The organism is Myroides pelagicus (assembly GCF_009711055.1).
Lineage (GTDB): Bacteria > Bacteroidota > Bacteroidia > Flavobacteriales > Flavobacteriaceae > Flavobacterium > Flavobacterium pelagicum.
On sequence record NZ_WMJY01000003.1, the window covers coordinates 65,836 to 87,379 of the forward strand.

The following is a 21,544-nucleotide window of genomic DNA, read 5'->3' on the forward strand; positions in this document are numbered from 1 at the left end:
TAAAGTTAAGGGGATCGACAGTAAATCGTTTAGATAGTTATTAACTAATCTAGGAAGTATAACCCCTATACGCTGCAAGACATAAACAGGAGTAACAATTAAAATCATAACTATAAAAGACCAGTGCTTGATTACCATTTAAGCAACTATTAGACCTATTAACCATGCTATGAACATAGCAATAGCCATAACTGTAAACCAAATCCCATAAATCAGTTTAAAAAACAAGCGGACTAATATCCAACGATGCTTAGTCATCTTAATTAAAAACTGTTCGATAGCAGAAGGCTTCTCCGCTAGTGCTTTAGCAACTCTTTCTCGTTCCTGATCTAGACGTTTTTCTTCACGCTGTTGAACAGTATTTAATCGTTGGCCACACTGAGAACACACCTCAGCATTTACACTGAAAGTGCCACATTTGGGACAACGAATATGTACAATATTTGATGACATGATTTATTTGCTATTCATCTTCAAAGCTACCATTTTATTCAAGAATAAAAAAACAGGGATCATTTCCTCTATAATTAGCACGACAAATACGGTCAATATTATCGCCAAAGCCTATAAAATACACTTCGAAAATTATACTATCGATACTTAATTATTAATGCTAAAAATCCAAATAATAAAACCACTATACATTCTGTTTTCGAGTATTATTAACCATTATATAACAATATATAAAAAATCCAAACAAAACTATAACTAACTGAAAACTATTCAAATACAACAACACACTAACCTAACTTAAGGTTTACAATTGAATAATACAAAATCACTCTCTATATCAGTAATACGTGCTTTATTTGCTGTGAATAAAAAAACAAAAAAGAAATGAAAAAAATTATTCTAAGCCTAGCTTTAGGCTTTATATTGTTTTCTTGCTCTAAAGACGACAATACACCTGAAACTAAAACTAAAAACAAGAAGTATCAAACTGAAAATGTTGTCCTACTAGTCATTGATGGGCCTAGAATATCAGAAACTTGGTTAGAAAAAGACCAGATACTTATCCCAAATCGATTAAACTTATTGAAGCAAGGGGTTTTCATTAGCAACTTTAAAAACAACGGCCTTACCAATACCAATGCAGGTCATACAGCTTTAATAACAGGAGTCTATGACAGTATCCAAAACAACGGTAAAGAACTACCGACAAATCCATCTGTCCTACAACAATGGCTAAAACAGAGTAAGAATGATAATAGTAAAGCATGGGTTATTGTTTCTAAAGACAAATTAGAAGTATTAAATAATACAAAAAACACAGAATGGAATAACAAATATATGCCTAAAGCAGATGCTGGTACAGCAGGGAACCCCTCAGCCTACAGAGAAGACGCTGTTACTATCTCTAAATTTAAAAACGTAATCAAAACAGACAAACCTAATATTGTAGTTATTAACTTAAAAGACGTGGATAGTAAAGGTCATTCAGGGGATTGGGACGGATACTTAGATGCAATCGAAACAACTGATCAAAGTATTAAAGAGATATGGGAATATTTACAAGGAGATGAAAACTATAAGGGAAAAACTACATTAATTGTATCTAATGATCACGGTCGTCACGTAGATGACAATGGAAAAGGTTTTATCAGTCATGGAGACGACTGCACAGGATGTCGTCACATTGAATTCTTTGCTATAGGCCCCGATTTCAAGCAAAACACTACGATCAGTACTGGAAGTTATGAGCAAATAGACGTAGCTAACACTATCGCTGAATTACTAGATGTAAAGCTTGAATATAGCCAAGGAAAAGTAATCAAAGACATTTTTAAATAAAGGACCAAACAGGAAAGTCTTATGGTGTACATAAGACTTTCTTGCTTTTTTCTTTCACTATAGTGAAAGAAAAGCTATTAAATACACTTGTATTTACTCATTACTTAGCAAAGCTCTGACCTTGTGTAACTCAGTAAACTCACGCGACTCATCACATACCCAACCAAAACCATCGGACTTGTTTCTGGGAAATAAGTGAAGGTGGAAGTGCCCTATATCATTAAATAATCCTCCATTCTGCATAATTGTATATCCTTCCATCGGGCAAACACGACGTAAGCGCTTTAAAAGCTTCTGTGCTATTAAAAAAACTGAAGTAATTAATTGCTCACTTAAAGCGTCTAAATCAAGTAAGTGATCTTTAGGTATTATTAATATATGCCCATTATTGATTGGATCAATATCTAAAAAAGCTAAGAAACTATCATCTTCATAGATTACCTCGGCAGGTAACCTACCTTCGACAATCTGACAAAACACACATTCGTTCGAAGTTGTACTACACGTCATCATCACACTTCCAATTGAAAAATATAATCATCCATTACATATCCTCCTCCTATATCTACAGTTTTGGATTCAATACATCGCATTCCCATTAATTCATAAAATGCAACTGCACGTCTATTTCCCTTATTTACTGTCAAATATATAGCTTTTGCTTTGTGTGTCTTAGCATACGTTATCACAAACTCCATTAAAGCCCTACCTAAGCCTTTTATTTGCTTTTCGATATCCGTATATATTTTAGATAAAAATACGCGATTATCATCCTCCAACTTGAAATCAAGGTATCCTACTATATTTCCTTTATGCTTGATTAATACCCATTGATAGCCTAAAGCTTGCTCTTCAAGAATTCGCTCATCACTATACATCATTGGCAACATATAATCAATCTGCTCTTGCCCTATCAAGTCAAGGTAGGTCAATTGCCATATACGCTTCGCTAAAGGAAATATACAATGCAAATTATCTTTATCTACTAAAACAAACTCTAATTCATTAACTAACTGGTTCATCTACTTCTCCTATTTAGTTTGACTAAAATACAATAAAACATAAAAGAACAAATGAAAAAAGGGATAAATAGCACAACTATTTACCCCTCATCAATTCTATCTTAATCTAAATTACTATCCTTTGTAATTCGTCAAGAAGTCAACAAGCGTACGTACTCCACTTCCTGTACCACCATTACCTTTATAGTCTCTCTGTGCATCCATCCAAGCTGGACCTGCGATATCCATGTGTATATACGGTGCTTTAGCGAAGTGCTCTAGAAACTTACCAGCAGTTATAGTACCCGCAAAGCGTCCACCAATATTTTTCATATCAGCAATATTTGATTTCAACAAATCTTTGTAGTCATCCCAGAAAGGTAACTTAGCTAAACGCTCATGCACAGTATATCCAGAAGCAATAATCGCATCCATTGTTTGCTCATCATTCCCCATAATACAAGAAGCAATATCTCCAGCTACAACCAAAGCAGCTCCAGTTAATGTCGCAGCATCAACGATGACTTGCGGATCATACTGATTTGCATAGGCAATAGCATCAGCTAAGATCATACGTCCTTCAGCATCAGTATTTAACACTTCAACGGTTGTACCATCATACATCGTAACAACATCACCAGGGGCATATGCATCTCCTCCTGGACGATTATCTGTCGCAGGAATTAACCCTATCACATGAACATCTAACTTATTCAATGCAGCAGCGTAAATAGCTCCAGCCATACAGGCAGCCCCTCCCATATCACTCTTCATAGAATCCATAGATCCTGCAGTTGGTTTTAAGCTTAATCCCCCTGTATCATAAACTACCCCTTTTCCAACAAAAACAATTGGCTTTTTATTGATTGGGTTCGCTGGTTTATATTCCATAATTGTAAATGTAGGCTGCTCCACAGAACCTTTATTTACGGCAAGAATACCTCCCATCTTTAGGTCTTCAATATCTTTTCTACCTAACACCTTTACTGAGAAAGATGCTTCTGATCCAAGTTTTACTATTTCTTCCGCAAGCTGAGTTGCTGTAAGGTAGCTAACTGGTTCATTTACCATAGTACGTGCCCAATAAACAGCTTTCACTGTATTATTTAAAGCTTCTATTTCTTTCACTGAAAACTGTCCATATACATCTATTTTTTCCAGTGCATACTTCATATCAGCAGCTTCCTTAAAATATTTTAAAAACTGATAATTAGAAAGACTCAAACCTTCAACTAATGCTAATGTACTTTCACCATTTCCAACAACAGTTATATTATTCACTGCTTTATCCAATTGTTTACGCACATTAAACCCCGCTAAACGCATCTTCTCAAGGCTTTCATTTTCTTTTATAAAAAAGAAATACTGTCCACCAATTTTAAGGAAGTCATCTTGCTTATCCCCTAATTGAAACTCCTTTGCGAAATCATTAATAGCTACTGGAAAAATAGTTGCATCAATAACACCTTTTCCTACAACAAATACAATATTACTATCTGTTTTTACCTCGTTAATTAATCTAATCATCTTGAAAAATTTACTACAAATATACATTTATAAGCATAACTAAAAAATCTAGACTTATGAAAGTCCTATGTAGTACCAAAGTATCCGAAAAGGATAAAATTCATGTTTACAGCTAATTATTTATCGAAAATCAACAAAAATAAAGATTGTATATTATATATTTGCTCTAACTAAAAAACTAAATACTATGATAACAAAAATAGTTGCAATTATTGTTACTTATTGTGTATCTTTCATCCCTTCAGATTACTTAACAACAAAAAGTATTGATCAAGGAGATAAAGACACTACTATCCTTGTCGATAAAACAAGAGACGACATTAACAATGAAACAAAATAAGCCGATTAAATTTAGAATATTTTCTATCATACTCGTAATTATTTATGCCTTTACGATAATAAGTCATTTTGGCGACTTAATAAAAGGCTTTAAGGATGGGTATAACGAATTTAATGAAAACTCTCTTTATAACAACACCACCTTTCTAAAGGTAGAAAGACAAATTCCAACTGAGGAATTACAAACCTTAGAAAGCAGCAACTACACTATTGCGTTAAAGAATATAGAAAATACTAGTGAGGTATTAGTCGAGTTTAATACACTCTCTCCATTCTATAATTTTGTAGATAATTTTCTAATGTTCTTTGGAGTAGTAACTTTAATCGCTATAATAATATCAGTATTCGTATTACTTAAGTTCTTGCAGCAAATGTTCTTCGGACATATAGCTAGCTCTGCTCAAATAAAAAGACTACGATATATTACTTACCCTCTTCTTTCTTTTGCTGTCTTTAACACCTCTTACATTTTATTTTTCAACCACCTACACGAAGAACTACTTCAGCCTTTTGATTTAAAACTTATTAAAGAAGATATAGATACATCTGTATTCTTTATTCCAATTATTTTATTGGTTATTTTAGAAGTCTTAAAGCAACACGTGAAAATTAAAGAAGAACAAGAACTAACTATTTAATCCCCTAAAATGCCCATAATAGTAAACCTAGATGTAATGATGGCTAAGCGTAAAATGACGCTGAATGAGCTAGCAGACAGAGTGGGAATTACCATTAGTAATCTCTCTATACTAAAAACCAATAAGGCAAAAGCAATTCGATTCAGTACGTTAGAAGCTATTTGTAGAGAATTAGATTGTCAACCCGGAGATATATTAGAATATCAACCAGAATAAGGTCAGGTATTACAACATCACACCTTATTGTGTGAATAATGTCCCTTGCTGAAACACTATAATTAGCCACCATATTATTGGAATACTCTCAACCCAAAACAACGTATAAAACTTTGTCCTTTTGGGAGTCGCAAACCAAATAAAGAATAAAGTTAGGGTGACTATAGCCAGATTATTCCATGCCTGGATTGAATGGTATCCAATCTTAAAGAACTCTAGAGTGTAAAAAGGCAATAACAAAAAGGATAAAAACCATTTAGTCGTAGTAATCCCCAATTGTTGAGGTAAAGTTTTTAAACTTAAAGAATCATGTTGTAAATCAACTATCTCAAATATTCCAATTAAAACTAAAACGAGAATAAAGCGCTGAACACACTTAATCAATATGTCCAAATTCAGTTCTTGACTTGCATTTATCACAGGAACCACTACCGTAACTACTGCCCAGCAAAAACAGACAATATACACTTTTAGACCAGCTAAATTTCTTAAATTAGGTATCTTTTTACTAATTGGAATAGCGTATAATACAGACAAGAACAATAGCCCTAAGGTTACTAGTTGTGCTTTAGTATGCAGTTGTAGAAAAGAATAGGTTCCTACTAGAAGTGCCAATAGACTCAACCCTACAATAACCTTCAAACTAGGAGAAATAGAAAACCTAACACTGCGTATTAATGAAGCGTATTTAATAAAATTGTATGAAAACAATGTGCCACTAAACACCATCAAAGACGTAAATAAGTCGAAGGGAAGACCGCAGAAATAAAACGTCATTTGTGTTAAGGCAAAAACAGCCAATGAAACGTGAATACTTCCATTCAAATAAACGTAAAGTAGTTGATTTTTTAACAGATTCATAAAATAAACTAAGTTAACACGTACCATATACGCTAATTCTCCAAAATTAATAGTTTATTGAGTACTATTACGAGATTAATGGTTATTTTTGTTTGCTTAAACACAACTTTTATATTTAACGCTCAAATGAAAACAAACGCATTTGCATTAAGACACATTGGTCCTCGCCCTGAGGATTTGTCTGATATGTTTAAAACGATCAACGTTGAGAACATCGATCAATTAATAAATGAGACTTTCCCTGAGACAATCCGTTTAAAAGAAGATCTTAAATTAGCTCCTGCTAAAACTGAGTATGAATATCTAACACATATTCAAGAGTTAGGAAATAAGAATAAAGTATTCCGTTCTTTTATTGGTTTAGGTTACAATGAAGCAGTAGTTCCTGCAGCAATCATACGCAACGTATTTGAAAACCCAGGATGGTACACTGCCTATACTCCATACCAAGCAGAGGTTGCTCAAGGACGTTTAGAAGCTTTATTAAACTACCAAACGGCTATCATAGAACTAACAGGAATGGAAATAGCGAATGCTTCTTTATTAGATGAGGCTACCGCTGCATCTGAAGCTATGTTATTACTATACGACGTTAGAACAAGAGACCAAAAGAAAAATAATGTACTTAAATTCTTCGTTTCAGAAGAAATACTTCCACAGACTTTAGCTGTATTAGAAACTAAAGCTGCTCCTTTTGATATCGAAATAGTAATTGGTAATCACAATGATTTCGACTTCTCTGAAGACTTCTACGGTGCATTAGTTCAATATCCAGGTAAATACGGACAAGTACATGACTTCACAGATTTCATCAATGTTGCTAAAACGAAAAGCATAAAAGTAGCTGTAGCTGCGGACATTCTATCTTTAGTTAGTTTAAAAGCACCAGGTGAAATGGGAGCTGATGTTGTTGTTGGTACTACACAGCGCTTTGGTATTCCACTAGGTTTTGGAGGTCCACACGCTGCTTATTTTGCTACAAAAGAAGAATACAAACGTAGTTTACCAGGTCGTATTATTGGTGTTTCTAAAGATGCTGATGACAACTATGCACTTCGCATGGCTCTACAAACACGTGAACAACACATCAAACGTGAAAGAGCTACCTCTAATATCTGTACTGCACAAGTGTTATTAGCTGTTATGGCTAGTTTCTATACTGTGTACCACGGACCTAAAGGACTACAAGCTATCGCTAATGGAGTACACGCAAAAACAGTGACCCTTGCTAATAGCTTAGAAAAATTAGGTATTGAACAAACAAACTCTGCTTACTTTGACACAATCGTTGTAAAAGCAGACGCTGAAAAAGTAAAAGCTGCTGCTTTAGCTAAAAATATCAACTTAAACTATATTGACACCAATACAATCTCTATCTCTATAAACGAGACTGTAGAGTTAAACGATATAAATACATTAGTTGCTGTATTCGCTCAAGCTGTAGGTAAAGACACTTTTGAAGTAACAACTTTAGATGAAACTACGACTAAGTTCCCTGAGAAATTAAAACGTACTTCTAAATTCTTACAACACAAAGTATTTAATAGCTATCACTCAGAAACTGAGTTAATGCGTTATATTAAAAAGTTAGAGCGTAAAGATTTAGCTTTAAATCACTCTATGATCTCTTTAGGATCATGTACAATGAAATTGAATGCTGCTGCTGAAATGTTACCTTTAAGTAACGCTCAGTGGAATAATATTCACCCATTTGCTCCACTTGACCAAGCACAAGGATATATCGAAATGCTTACAAACTTAGAGAATCAATTGAATGTAATTACTGGTTTTGCTGGTACAACGCTTCAACCAAACTCTGGAGCACAAGGTGAGTACGCTGGCCTTATGGCAATTCGTGCATACCATCACTCAAGAGGTGACTTCCACAGAAATATCGTATTGATTCCTTCTTCTGCACACGGTACTAACCCAGCGTCAGGTACTATGGCAGGAATGAAAGTGGTTGTAACAAAAACAACTGAAGAAGGTAATATCGATGTTGCAGACCTTAAAGCTAAAGCAGAGCAGTACAAAGATAATTTATCTTGTCTTATGGTTACTTACCCATCTACGCATGGTGTATATGAATCTGCTATTATGGAGATTACACAAATCATCCATGATAATGGAGGACAAGTATATATGGATGGTGCTAACATGAATGCTCAAGTTGCTATCACTAATCCAGCAAGTATCGGAGCTGACGTTTGTCACCTTAACTTACACAAGACTTTCGCAATTCCTCATGGTGGTGGTGGTCCTGGAGTAGGTCCTATCTGTGTCGCTGAACACTTAGTTGAATTCTTACCATCGAATGGTGTTGTAACTGTTGGAGGTAAAAATGCAATTAAAGGTATTTCTGCTGCTCCTTATGGTTCTGCTCTTGTTTGTTTGATTTCTTACGGTTATATCTCTATGTTAGGAACAGATGGTCTTAAGAAAGTAACTCAACAAGCTATCTTAAATGCTAACTACATGAAATCTCGTTTAGAAGAACACTATTCAATCCTTTATACTGGAGAGAAAGGCCGTGCTGCTCACGAAATGATTGTTGACGTACGTGAGTTTAAAGCTAAAGGTATTGAGGTAACTGATATCGCTAAACGTCTAATCGATTACGGTTTCCACGCACCTACAGTATCTTTCCCTGTTGCTGGTACTTTAATGATTGAGCCTACTGAAAGTGAGAGTAAAGAGGAACTTGATAGATTCTGTGATGCTATGGCTTCAATTCGTCAAGAAATTGAAAATGCTACATTAGAGAATCCAATTAATGAGTTAAAGAATGCTCCTCATACATTAGCTTTATTAACTGCTGATAACTGGGATCTTCCATACTCAAGACAAAAAGCTGCTTACCCACTACCTTATGTAGCTGATAACAAATTCTGGCCATCTGTACGTCGTATTGACGATGCTTATGGTGATAGAAACTTAGTTTGTTCTTGTGCTCCTATTGAAGTTTACATGGAAAACTAATTCCAACTATTTATAGATAAAAAACGCCATCGTTTGATGGCGTTTTTTTTATATCTCATGAGTACAGAAGCTTCGACTCTTAGTTATCATCATTCCAATCTTTAAGTTATCAACATATCATTAATAAAATATGAATAATTAGAAAACACATTAAACACTAATATTCAATCAAATACAATAATTATAAACAATTCAATACCATACTTATCAACATACATATACACTTATCAACATTTATATCCACTTACAAACAATCATATTGTTGATAACTATGAACGGAAACTAGATAGTCTATCAGCTTTTGATAAACTGGATTATAACTTAATACCTCAGCGTTTCCAATTATAATCATTTGCTCCTTTGCACGAGTAAGAGCTACATTTAGTTTACGGTCAACCGTTTTATCCTCATTCATACTGACAATTCCTTCTAATTGATAAGGCTTACTCACAGCTAAAGAATACAACATAAAATCACGTTGTCCACCTTGAAAACGTTCTACTGTATCAACAACTATATTTACAGCATTTACAATAGAACTAACCTCTAACTTTTGCTTAATTAAGGCTATTTGATTTTTAAACGGGGTAATAACACCTACTTGCTTTGCTACATCTATTGTTCTACCATTTAATGCATACAGCGAGATGATATGCTCAATTATACGAACGACTAACTCCGCCTCTCCTACATTTGCTTTGGCATAAAATAATTCAGTTGTATTTTCTATGTCAATAAAAAACATTCGCTTAGTAGCTAACAACCTATCAAGTTGACTTGTATCATAATAATTTAAATCTAAATCTGCTATTTGCCTTGACAAAGCTCCTTTAGCTTCTAATGACAAATTAGGTAAGTGTACTGCTTCACTTAAAATACCATTATAAAACTCTTTGTTCGGAAACTCGGCAATCTTCTTATGCATACGTCCTTGATAAGTCAGCGTATCACATGCATAATGAATCCGGTTATTTTTACAATAGTCATACAATCGCTCAAACAACGAATTGCGGTGTGTAAACAAATTTATCTCGTGAAGTTGAGATAAGGAAGTCTTAGCAGACTCTTCGTTTTGTAGAACAATAGCTGGGAGTTGTTTGTGATCGCCAATCATAACGAATTTCATAGACCTCGCCAATAATCCTATAATCTGAGGTTCTAATATCTGAGAAGCTTCGTCAACAATCACCAAATCAAAGTTCTTCATTGCGAGTAATTCTTGCTGTCCAACAATTGACGCTACTGTGGACAAATAAATACGTTGGTTACTTAAAACGTTGTGAAGATGCTTACGCGAAAAACGCTTATTCGCTTGTCTTAGTCGTTCTTTTTGACGCTTAATTATCTGTTTTAGCAAATAAGGTTGAAACTCACTTGCACAAGAGTGTTCATTCCCAATGCGCAAAAAAGCTAAATCACTAGGTCTTTTAGGAGCTCTAGAGACCGCATCTAACACAGCTGCAGATAATTCATCGACTGCCCTATTTGTATATGAAATGACTAATACATTCGCTGTGGAATGAAAGTACAGCTCCTCTATAAGCTCTTTAATTATATGTGAAGTCTTTCCTGTCCCAGGAGGTCCATTCAAAATAAAATAATCTTCTGCTGACAATATATTATTAAGAATTCTATTTTGTTCCTCAGACAAATGTGACTTGTGATAACCATAAGATGCTCCTTGTTTTGGCGCACGCATATTCAACAGTAAATCCTTACGCTCGTTAGGGCTATTCATAAACGAGTAGAGCCCCTTATACATACTGCCGAAACTAGAATCCATAAAATCTTTCTCTATTGCCCAACGGTCATAGCGCATAAAGTAATGCTTATTGTTCTGACGATAACGCAAAGAAAATTCAATCGCGTCATTATCTATGGCTTTTATAACTCCCTTGTATATGCGATAATCTACAGCAGTATCCGTTGGATTTAATTGAGGATATAGTACACAAGAATCACCAATACGAAAACTTGCGAAACTATTATCTATGGTATCACGCTTAAAAATAATACGCTTAAGCTCAGTATCTACATCATTCTGCAAAATCTCAAGATTTGAAAAAATGCTAAAAGCATCGCGCTTATCTTCAATTGATTTGTTCCAAAGACTAGATAAAGATTGATTCCCTTCACGTGCTGAATCACCTATTTTGCTAAAGTTCTGTTCTCTAGCTATAAAACTAAAAAAACTAAAAAAATAGGCTTGTTGAAGTACCGATGATTGAAAGATTGGATCAATTAATCCTTTCAGTTGACTATCGTATAAACGCTTGAATTTATCATTTGTATGTTTATCTAAAATATTATCTATGGTCAGCTTACCGAAGAGACTTCTAACCTCCTCTAAATCGCCTTTTTGAATTAATAGCTCATTCAAAAGAATGCGATTCCTCAATTCACAAATCTCCTGTAAGCGAAGAATTGTAATTTGGTCTGATCGCAAATTATTTATTGCTAATTTACTATATAAAATATATCCTTTCAGAATTGATTGATCACCCAATTCATCGAATGAAATTCCCAAGGCTTGACCTATTAATAAATAATACAGAAACAACTGAGTATTGTGATTGGTCTTAATATTAGTCCCTGAGTCAGGATAAGCAGTACTACCTGACTTTAACTCCAATATCAGAAAATTCCTTGCTTCAGGATTGTCATAAAGCACATCTAGTCTTCCTTGTAAACCAAATACATTATTCAAAAAAGCAGGCTCTAAGGCTATGTGGTCTTTATCTTTTAAGCCGTAAAATCCAAAACCTTCATCAATAACTTTCTTGATATGATTAAAGTGCATTTCACAAGTTGACTGATAATCTATAAAGGCATCTCCTTCACTTATATCCTTACAGAATAAGTGCTCGAAGGGATAGTTTTCAAAATGTCTATGAAATAGTTCTATAAACACTAATTCATTAGTATGCTCTTGTCCATTAAGCATCTCATCCATCACCAAATTGGCAAAGTTTCCAATCAACAGATATTTAGTATTAGACACTGGTTCTATTTTTGATTTTAAGAACAACAATGGAGAAGAACCAAAATCTTGATTACACTCAGCTACTCCAGTTACATCAATCAAATAATCAGGTTCTAATATCACTAAAGAAGGGTAATAGATATTATCCTCGCCTAAGAAAACATTCACCAAGTACAGTGTTGATGGAATAGGACATACATCTAATGTAGGAAAAGGCTTAGAAAACCCATTTTTCAAAACCTGTACTTCAATAGTTTCATTAGTATCCAATCGCAAACAAGACAAAGAATCCCCCACTCTACCCATCAGGGAAACCTTAATTTTTTCCTCATATTGCTGATATATTTTAACCGCAAAAGAGCGTCGTTCTTGAACTACAGGATACCACTGTGTATTTGATACAGGCACCAACACACCAAATACTCCAGATATAAATAGATTAACATCCTGCCAATAAGTAAGAAACCATACCGTTAATTCCTTATCACTGTACTTACTCAACTCATTTTCGATTATTCGAAATTCGTGGATCTCAACAGATAGTTTATACTTAGCACAGATATAAGACAATCGACTAAATAGGTTAGAAAATACAATCTTTTCATCGCGAACGACTTCCTTACTTATTTGATCTAAAAGATATCTTAGCCGATGATATTTTAATCGAATGGAAACAGAATCCTTTGTACTCACAACATCTAAAAGTGAGCTAAAATAAAAACCTACTGCATCCTGATTGACCATAGCTTATTCGTTTTAAACACAAAAATACTAGTTAAATAGTGGACTCAAAAAAATAATACAGTTATTCCTCTACTTAATATACTACAATAGCCTATACGACAACTTTTAAAACTATATGCTTTTTCAAAAAATTCAGTCTAGTGTGGTAAGTATCACCGTTTATTATCATAACCTGGGTTTAGAGAAAAGCAAGAATTCATTCGAAAAACATAGCTAACTAAAATATTATCTTCAAAAAAAGTAATTCTACGTTATCTACTCAGAAAAGTTTTATTTTCCTCCACTTTTATAGCAAATACATATTCATAAACGTCTTATAAATCATGTAATCTAATGCTTTCGTCAGCATTATTATTTAAACTTGATTAGGTTACCATAACTGATAATCTACTTATAGACCTAATTTTTCCATCCCTTCTTGACCTTTACGTGCAGAAGCTTGGCAACATATGTTGCTATTTTGAAATCACTATGAGCTAAAACAAGTTAGTTCTTTTAAAAATAATCTATCCCTATGCAGCAGCATACTAGTAATTTAATAGAAAAAGCAGTAGATTTTCGAAAAGTATAAAGCGCAACATATTGTCTTATTTAAAGTAATCGTAGGTCATCTAGATAGAAAAACACCAACTAATCTCCCGTTAGTACATCTATTAATAACAATCAAATGTTATAATTTAGAGTCAATATAAATAGCTATATTTGCTTACCTAATACAAACCAGAAAACTTATGTTTAAAACTACGTTAACCTTACTACTTTTACTATTAATCAAGATGAACACATACGGGCAAAAAGACATCACAATTGGCAAAACATACACAATTAATTCTGAAATACTTCAAGAGGATAGAACAATACAGATCTACTTACCTAAAAGTTACACAGATACGAATTATTCGCTTCAACACTACCCTGTTATTTATTTACTAGATGGAGAATCTAACTTTAACTACCTAACTGCATTTGTAGAAAAGCTTTCGCGAAATCCCTATCCTTCAATTCCTGAAATGATTATTATAGGTATAGTCAATACTAATCGAACAAGAGATCTTACACCTACTACTCCAAACGAAAATAGCTTATCTGCAGAACAAAAAAATAAAACTAAGGGAGAAACAGGAGGAAATAGCCGCTTTTTTGAATTCATTGATAAGGAGTTAATGCCTTTTATCAATGAACAATATAGAACAAAGGGTTATAATGTACTAATTGGTCATTCTTTTGGAGGAATAACAGCATTAAACAATCTACTCAACCATACCACTATGTTTCAAGCATACATAGTACATGATCCAAGTATTTGGTGGGATAATCAATACATACTAAAAACCTATAAACAAGCGATAAATAAAGACTTTAAACATCGTAAGCTATTCATTACACAAGTCGATGAAAGCCTAAATAAAGACATTAATAAACCTCACTATACAGGTATCAAAGACTTCCATAGGTTAATGCAAAATGAACAACTGCACAATCTAGCATACAAGTATATCGAATATCAAGGTGAAGATCACGGTAGTATTCCAATGAAAGGAAATCTAGACGGATTGAGATATATCTTTGATGGTTATAAAATCAATCTTAAAGACATCAAAAACAATCTTACCCTAGTAGAAGATACGTACAAGAGCTTTAGCAAAAAAATACATTTCGAATTTCTACCAAGTGAAGCTTATTTAGACTTTATTATTAACTATTATAAGCAAATAAACAATCAAGAAGTGGTAGACTATTATGAACAATACAAGAGATCGTTATATAATTAATAACATTCAATAATTAAAAAAATATTTAGAAAACAGTTAGAAAAATACTAGATAATATTTTCAACTTCTAATTAAAAAGACAAAGTTATTGTCATTAAATTAAAATTACCTAAGTTTACATTATACAAACCAATCCCCAAAAAAAATTATGAATATAAAAATTAGTGGATCAGGATGCTATATTCCTACCCAGGTAATAACAAACAATGACTTTGGTCAATTTGACTTTAGAGACGAAAAAGGAGAGCCTTTTAAAGACACAAACGAGCGTATTGCTAAAAAACTACAATTAATAACAGGTATTGAGGAACGACGATATGTCACTACTGAGTTAACGACTTCAGATATCGGAGCATTTGCAGCCAAAAAGGCTCTAGAAGACGCCAATATAGATCCAGAGACAATCGATCAAATTATATTTGCACACAACTTTGGAGATATTAAGCACGGAACCATTCAGTCAGATATAGTACCAAGTCTTGCCTCACGAGTTAAACAGCGATTACAAATAAAAAACCCCAACTGTATAGCTTACGACCTACTATTTGGTTGCCCAGGTTGGATACAAGGTGTAATAAATGCATATGCAATGATGCAATCAGGTTTAGCGAAGCGCTGCTTAATAATCGGTGCCGAAACACTCTCTCGAACAATAGATTTGCACGATAGAGACTCTATGATCTATGCAGATGGAGCAGGTGCGACAATCTTTGAATTAACAAATGAAGAAGGAGGAATTTTAGCAGTTAATAGTGCGAGCTATACATTAGAAGAGGCCTTCTATATCCACTATGGTAAGTCATACCACCCAGACTTAGATCCAGACACTAAATACATAAAAATGTATGGTCGAAAAATATATGAGTTTGCACTTACTTGTGTACCACTGGCAATGAAGGCATGCGTTGATAAAAGTGGTATAGAAATCAGTCGTATCAAAAAAGTAATGATTCATCAAGCTAATGAAAAAATGGACGAGGCAATTGTACAGCGATTCTACGAACTTTATGATATGAAAATGCCAGAATATATCATGCCGATGAATATACATAAACTTGGTAATAGTAGTGTAGCCACTTTACCTACACTTTACAATATGATTATTAATAATCAATTGGAAAATCACCAATTAGAAAAAGGAGATATTTTACTCTTTGCCTCTGTAGGAGCAGGAATGAGCATTAACGCATTTGTTTATCAATTATAACAATACACAAAGGGCTCCTAATTGGAGCCCTTTGCTTATGTTAATCATTACGCTTTGTACAAGCATAAATAAGTATAGTTAATCCTAAAATAAGATAACAAAATAGACTAATACTCAAACTATATTCTTCAAAAGCATCAAACAAGTCAAGTATTAAAACAATTACAATTACAAAAATAACTGTAATCAAACCATTATTGACAATCTCCTTGCGCATCACATTAAAACGATTTCCGTACGCTATTCAAAACTAAATAGTATTATAAATTATTAAACTACACGAGTTTCAATTATTATGCCATTTAATAGATCTAATAACCAATACCCACCGCAGTGAAAAATAAACCTTTTGTAAAACAGTAAAACCACTCATATAATATTTTTCTCTAACAAACCTACACTATCGATAAGTTCACTACTTTTAGCAAAAAAAAACGAATGAAACTCAACTTATTAACAACAATACTACTCTTAGTATATTGTATTTCTCATGGACAACCACTAACACAAGCTGCACATCAAACCAATGTCTCACTTGAAAAACAAACAATAAACTTTAACCTTAAAGAAAAAAAATCATTCTTTGAACAAGATGCTGTGAAGATAGCTTTAGTTCCTACCATCTTTTTTGGAGCATCTGCAACAGTTTGGAATAGTAGAAAAGATGTAAAAGAAGTGCGCAATCGATACATTCCAACTTTTAAATATAAGTTCGATGACTACATGCAATACACACCTGCTGCCATCACATTTGGATTAAAAGCCGTAGGAGTAAAAGGAAGAAATAATATTAAAAGAACTACTATTTCTTATGCTGCTAGTATGGCAGTAATGGCAGTATTGGTCAATGGACTAAAATATACAACCAAAGTAGAAAGGCCCGACGGAACATCAAAAAATTCATTCCCTTCTGGTCATACTGCTATGGCTTTTGCTAATGCGACTTTTATGGATAAAGAATATGGATTAGTTAATCCTGCATATTCTATTGGTGGATATGGTTTAGCAACACTAACAGGAGTTGGACGAAGCCTTAACAACAGACACTGGACTTCAGATGTACTAGCTGGTGCAGGTATTGGTATACTATCAACTCAACTTGCCTATTTCTTTGTGGACAAAATATACGGAAACAAAGGAGATAATCTAAGTATCTTATCAAAGTACGAAGGTAATACAAACCCCTCATTCTTGAGTATCAAACTAGGAGTGACAAGTGGACTAGAAAGTCTAGTAGAAACTGAAGAATCCGAATCACTAAACAAACTTGGTTGGGAAGCTGGATTAGAAGGCGCTTATTTCTTTACAAAAAATTGGGGATTAGGTGGACAAATAATGGTAGCTAGTTTCCCTTTCTCAGAAAATAAAATAACACCACAAGAAACACCTGGATTGGAAGCCAAAGTACTATCTGAATCTATGGGATATATGACTGCCTCCATAGGTCCTTATTATGCTATACACTTTTCGGAAAAATGGAATCTAATGTTAAAAGCACTGGGAGGCTATAGTATTGGGGCAGACGGTACAGTTACTTTAAAGGCTTTATCAGGTGAATCCTATATTCCAGAATTAGTCGATGGTAAAGTACAAATAGCCTCATATACCCCTGAGAATGTTTTTCAGTTTACAGGAGGAATGGCACTAACTTATAACCTTACTGATAATCTTGGGGCAACAATCTATTCTGATTTTAATCATAGCATGTCCAAAATCACCTATGAACTAAATGACATCTCTATAGATCAAGGTCAAATACCGACTAATACAGTCAAAGGTCCTTTCAATTATTTAAGTGCAGGAGTACGATTAACAGCGTATTTTTAAAATTTCGTCCTAGAGTAAAACTAATAACACAAGATAATAAAAACAACTAAACACCTAACTTTATAACACTTACAAAACAAAAAAGACATAACAACCTTTAAAAAAATAGTAGTATATCCAATAGCTATAATGTTTACTTTTGCAAAAAAAACAAGACTAATAATTAAGCTTGTTTATACTTACTATTAATTTATTGTGTACAAGCGTACACGTGTATAAAATGCAATCAAATAAAAAAATTTTAGGCTTTGCGTCTGCTATATTTGTAGCGATGCTATGGGGAGTTTCAGGTGCTTTCGCACAGTTTCTTTTTAGAGAAAAAGAATTCAATGCCGAATGGTTAGTGACTGTTCGATTATTAATCTCAGGAGTCTTGATGTTAATCTTTGGATTATTACAAAAAAACCCAGATATTAAGAAGATCTGGAAAGACAGAAAAGACGCAATACAGCTTGTCGTTTTTAGTATTTTAGGGATGTTGACAGTTCAATATACCTATTTTGTAACTATATTACATTCAAATGCAGCTACAGCAACAGTATTACAATATACTGGGCCTGTGTTCATCGCGATATATATTGCCCTACGTTTAAAAAAATGGCCTAAACCAATTGAAATCTTAGCCATAGGTTTAGCTATGCTAGGTACATTCTTATTGGTGACCCACGGAAATATATCCACATTAAACATTACACCAACAGCCCTTATTTGGGGGATTGCTTCTGCCATTGCATTAGCAGCCTATACAATTATGCCTGTTCACCTCTTAGATCGTTATAGCCCTATAGCTATCATAGGCTGGAGTATGTTAATCGCGGGTATCGCAATGAGTATTATCCACCCTCCACACCGATTAGTAGGTATATGGGATGGCGAAACTTATGCTACAGTAGCCTTTATTGTATTTTTAGGAACACTAATTCCTTTTTATATATTCCTTACAGCTATTAAAAATATTGGTCCTCAACGTGCAAGTCTTCTTGCCTGTGCCGAACCTCTATCTGCTACATTTATCGCCATTACATACTTTGGCGTAGAGTTTCACTATATGGATTGGATAGGAAGTTTATGTATCATCACTACCATATTACTATTAACAAAGATTAAGAAAAAGATACTTCCAGAACCTGAACTATAAAGAAAAAGGGGAGTTAATCGCGAGATTAGCTCCCCTTTCTCTTCATAACTTTTCTCTCGATCTAAAGATCTTTAGATACTTCAAGACTTCAACTTTTAAACCAAATACCCAATTTGTGCTAAAAAACACAAATCCATTGCTGATTATTACCAACCCAACTTTAATAATTAAAGTAACAAAATCACTATACACATTAGGTAAGTAGAAAACACATAATAGTATCGTTACCATACTCAACACTAATTTCAGATACACTTGATCAAAAGGCCATAGTCGCATCTTTTTATAGATATAAAAAGTCTTAGCAATATTATACAACGTCAAAGAAAGCAGAGAAGCTATCCCTACTCCTAAAATTCCAGAAGTAGTCTGGGTCAAAAAGTAAAGATTCAACCCTACATTAATAACCATAAGACTAAGAATAGATACGAGATTGAACCGGTAATACTTAGAATAAGAGATAATTTCATTATTAAAACCCGTTGCCATATTAATCACAACATTCGCTCCCAACACATAGATTATTGGTAAAGATGGCGCTAACTTATCATACGTAGGCATTAAACGGAATAAGCTTTCTACACCCACGAAAACACACGAAAACAAAAACATCCCCACAAAGAAAAGAATTCGTGCAACCTCCTTATACTTCATATTCAATTCCCTAAGTTGAATATTTGTAATAAGTTTTGCAATGACTGGAGCATATAAGGCAAATACACCTGTAGCAGGTATTGCTAACGTAGAAGCAAGTGTAACTCCAATCGTATAAGTACCATTCGCCTCGAAAGAAAGGAATGACGGTATCATCAACGAATCTACACGAAAGGCAAAAAAAGAACCAAAGCTACCTGCAAAAGCATAAAGGCTATAACGATAATAATCCTTAATACTTAACTCTTCAAACAAAGAAGTAAACTTCCATTGCCAGGTAAATCTAAAGTAACGATAAATATAACTTCCTATTAATACAACAATAAACCAATAAGCAATGATATAAATAGACAAAGCATTAGCAATACTAGTTTGCCAATAAATCACCAATAGAAAAACCATTGGCAGTGTCAGTTTAGGTATAATCTTTTCAAAAAATGTGGGTACTGATAGTCGCTGCAGGTTAGCTGCCTGCCTACGAAACAACTCAATATACGCCATAGCTACTGCTAAAGGATAACCGTATAAGAGATAATTAAACTTAGAATGACCAATACCAAATGACCAATATAATACTAAAACTAGGATACCTAAACCAATCGCTAAGCGCAACAAAGAGAACAGAGAAAAACTAAAAAGGCTTCGCTGTAATTGATCCGATAAGCGAGGATAATAATTTATTAAAGCATGTGTACTCCCCAAAACTATAATTGGAAACATAATTTGAGCACAAGCATCAACAAAGCGAATAATACCCAATAATTCTTTATCTAAAGGGTACACCAATATAGTAGAAAGCACGCCTATCAGTACGCCTACATAATTAATTCCTGTAAATAAAACAGCTTGTTTTGATGATATATTCGATTTCATTTGTCTTAAACGTCCTATAACCATTACAAATATACTTGCTATTCAACGTATAATTACATTTTTTTTAAATTTGTACCCTATTATGGTATTCTCCTTCCAATGAGAAGGAATGACCAAATCACAAACCATGGGGAAATATCTAATTATAATGCCTGCTTACAATGAAGCAGATTATATTAAACAGACCATCGACAGTATTGTCAACCAACGATTGCTTCCAAGTAAACTAATTATTGTTAATGATAATTCTACTGATCAAACACAGGATATCATTCAAGATTACGCGAAGCAGTATAGCTGGATAACTTTAGTTAATCGCAGTTCACAAAACATACATCTCCCGGGAAGTAAGGTAGTTCAAACTTTTAATTATGGATTAGATACAGTCAGTGAACTGGAGGAATATGACTTCATCGTCAAACTAGATGCTGACCTTATACTTCCAATCAACTATTTTGAAACGATTAATCAAGCATTCCTTAATAATAGAAAACTCGGGCTTGTCGGGGGCTTTGCTTATATAGAAAAAAATAAAGAGTGGGTTATTGAAAGCCTAACTAATAAAGAACATATACGCGGAGCATTTAAAGCATATCGCACCAAGTGTTTTAAAGAGATCGGAGGACTTAAACCTGCTATGGGATGGGATACAGTAGATGAGTTGCTCTGTCTATATTATCAATGGGAATATAATACGATAGACTCCCTCCATGTCAAACATCTAAAGCCTACTGGAGCCATGTATAATAAGGCTGCTAGGTACAAACAAGGCGAATCCTTCTATCGTTTACACTATGGAGGCATCATAACGTGTATTGCTGCACTTAAGTTAGCTTCTAAAAAGAAGAAGCCCTTACTCTTTATCGACTACCTAATAGGGTATTACAAGGCAAAGAAAGAAAGCCTCCCTTACTTAGTAACTGATGAACAAGGCAAATTCATACGCAAATATCGATGGAAAAAAATTAAAGAAAAGCTGTGGTAAGCATTTTTA

General features: G+C 33.9%; 17 protein-coding genes. 10 read left to right on the plus strand and 7 right to left on the minus strand.

All coding sequences use genetic code 11. The features are described 5' to 3' along the window. Nucleotides 1–138 precede the first annotated feature (138 nt). The gene (locus tag GJV77_RS02350) at nucleotides 139–453 is read right to left on the minus strand and encodes a zinc ribbon domain-containing protein (RefSeq protein ID WP_155034753.1); all 315 of its coding nucleotides are present in this window, start codon (nucleotides 451–453) and stop codon (nucleotides 139–141) included. A gap of 384 nt (nucleotides 454–837) precedes the next feature. Between GJV77_RS02350 and GJV77_RS02355 the strand changes: the two genes are divergently transcribed. Further along, a complete protein-coding gene (locus tag GJV77_RS02355; protein ID WP_155034754.1) occupies nucleotides 838–1,791 on the plus strand; it encodes a sulfatase-like hydrolase/transferase in 954 nt (317 codons plus the stop codon). A gap of 93 nt (nucleotides 1,792–1,884) precedes the next feature. Here the strand turns inward: GJV77_RS02355 and GJV77_RS02360 are convergent, their stop codons facing one another. The 3 genes from GJV77_RS02360 to GJV77_RS02370 form a co-directional block, all read right to left on the minus strand. Continuing rightward, on the minus strand, nucleotides 1,885–2,304 hold the full coding sequence (locus GJV77_RS02360; RefSeq protein WP_155034755.1) for an HIT family protein: 420 nt from the start codon (nucleotides 2,302–2,304) through the stop codon (nucleotides 1,885–1,887). Beyond that, nucleotides 2,304–2,813, minus strand: a complete 510-nt coding sequence (locus GJV77_RS02365) for a GNAT family N-acetyltransferase (RefSeq protein WP_155034756.1) — start codon at nucleotides 2,811–2,813, stop codon at nucleotides 2,304–2,306. Before GJV77_RS02365 ends, GJV77_RS02360 begins: the two co-directional genes overlap by 1 nt. A gap of 114 nt (nucleotides 2,814–2,927) precedes the next feature. Continuing rightward, on the minus strand, nucleotides 2,928–4,319 hold the full coding sequence (locus GJV77_RS02370) for a leucyl aminopeptidase family protein (protein WP_155034757.1): 1,392 nt from the start codon (nucleotides 4,317–4,319) through the stop codon (nucleotides 2,928–2,930). A gap of 187 nt (nucleotides 4,320–4,506) precedes the next feature. Here GJV77_RS02370 and GJV77_RS02375 point away from each other — a divergent pair, with 187 nt between their 5' ends. From GJV77_RS02375 to GJV77_RS02385, 3 genes are read left to right on the plus strand one after another with little or no spacing between them, the layout of a single operon-like run. Then, nucleotides 4,507–4,659 carry a hypothetical protein gene (locus GJV77_RS02375; RefSeq protein ID WP_155034758.1) on the plus strand — a complete coding sequence of 51 codons (153 nt, stop codon included), beginning with the start codon at nucleotides 4,507–4,509 and terminating at the stop codon, nucleotides 4,657–4,659. After that, a complete protein-coding gene (locus GJV77_RS02380) occupies nucleotides 4,646–5,296 on the plus strand; it encodes a DUF2975 domain-containing protein (RefSeq protein ID WP_155034759.1) in 651 nt (216 codons plus the stop codon). Before GJV77_RS02375 ends, GJV77_RS02380 begins: the two co-directional genes overlap by 14 nt. Before the next feature lie 9 nt (nucleotides 5,297–5,305). Beyond that, entirely contained in the window at nucleotides 5,306–5,512 is a 207-nt protein-coding gene (locus GJV77_RS02385) for a helix-turn-helix domain-containing protein (RefSeq protein WP_155034760.1), read from the plus strand. A 24-nt stretch (nucleotides 5,513–5,536) separates the two neighbouring features. On the opposite strand, the gene GJV77_RS02390 is transcribed toward GJV77_RS02385, so the two are convergent. Then, nucleotides 5,537–6,373 carry a UbiA prenyltransferase family protein gene (locus GJV77_RS02390; protein ID WP_155034761.1) on the minus strand — a complete coding sequence of 279 codons (837 nt, stop codon included), beginning with the start codon at nucleotides 6,371–6,373 and terminating at the stop codon, nucleotides 5,537–5,539. A gap of 126 nt (nucleotides 6,374–6,499) precedes the next feature. Here GJV77_RS02390 and gcvP point away from each other — a divergent pair, with 126 nt between their 5' ends. Further along, the gene (gene gcvP / locus GJV77_RS02395) at nucleotides 6,500–9,352 is read left to right on the plus strand and encodes an aminomethyl-transferring glycine dehydrogenase (RefSeq protein WP_155034762.1); all 2,853 of its coding nucleotides are present in this window, start codon (nucleotides 6,500–6,502) and stop codon (nucleotides 9,350–9,352) included. Between the two features lie 244 nt (nucleotides 9,353–9,596). Here the strand turns inward: gcvP and GJV77_RS02400 are convergent, their stop codons facing one another. Then, nucleotides 9,597–13,079, minus strand: coding sequence for an AAA domain-containing protein (locus tag GJV77_RS02400; RefSeq protein WP_155034763.1), 3,483 nt, complete (start codon nucleotides 13,077–13,079; stop codon nucleotides 9,597–9,599). A 776-nt stretch (nucleotides 13,080–13,855) separates the two neighbouring features. Here GJV77_RS02400 and GJV77_RS02405 point away from each other — a divergent pair. The 4 genes from GJV77_RS02405 to GJV77_RS02420 all read left to right on the plus strand — a co-directional run bounded on the left by GJV77_RS02405 (nucleotide 13,856) and on the right by GJV77_RS02420 (nucleotide 19,023). Then, on the plus strand, nucleotides 13,856–14,851 hold the full coding sequence (locus GJV77_RS02405; protein ID WP_240142802.1) for an alpha/beta hydrolase: 996 nt from the start codon (nucleotides 13,856–13,858) through the stop codon (nucleotides 14,849–14,851). A gap of 148 nt (nucleotides 14,852–14,999) precedes the next feature. Continuing rightward, entirely contained in the window at nucleotides 15,000–16,058 is a 1,059-nt protein-coding gene (locus GJV77_RS02410; protein WP_155034765.1) for a 3-oxoacyl-ACP synthase III family protein, read from the plus strand. A 438-nt stretch (nucleotides 16,059–16,496) separates the two neighbouring features. Beyond that, nucleotides 16,497–17,885: a phosphatase PAP2 family protein gene (locus tag GJV77_RS02415; protein WP_155034766.1), complete on the plus strand. Its 1,389-nt coding sequence runs from the start codon at nucleotides 16,497–16,499 to the stop codon at nucleotides 17,883–17,885. Between the two features lie 220 nt (nucleotides 17,886–18,105). After that, on the plus strand, nucleotides 18,106–19,023 hold the full coding sequence (locus tag GJV77_RS02420; RefSeq protein WP_155034767.1) for a DMT family transporter: 918 nt from the start codon (nucleotides 18,106–18,108) through the stop codon (nucleotides 19,021–19,023). A 42-nt stretch (nucleotides 19,024–19,065) separates the two neighbouring features. On the opposite strand, the gene GJV77_RS02425 is transcribed toward GJV77_RS02420, so the two are convergent. After that, a complete protein-coding gene (locus GJV77_RS02425) occupies nucleotides 19,066–20,550 on the minus strand; it encodes a lipopolysaccharide biosynthesis protein (RefSeq protein ID WP_155034768.1) in 1,485 nt (494 codons plus the stop codon). Between the two features lie 148 nt (nucleotides 20,551–20,698). Here GJV77_RS02425 and GJV77_RS02430 point away from each other — a divergent pair, with 148 nt between their 5' ends. Further along, nucleotides 20,699–21,535: a glycosyltransferase family 2 protein gene (locus GJV77_RS02430; RefSeq protein WP_155034811.1), complete on the plus strand. Its 837-nt coding sequence runs from the start codon at nucleotides 20,699–20,701 to the stop codon at nucleotides 21,533–21,535. Nucleotides 21,536–21,544 lie beyond the last annotated feature (9 nt).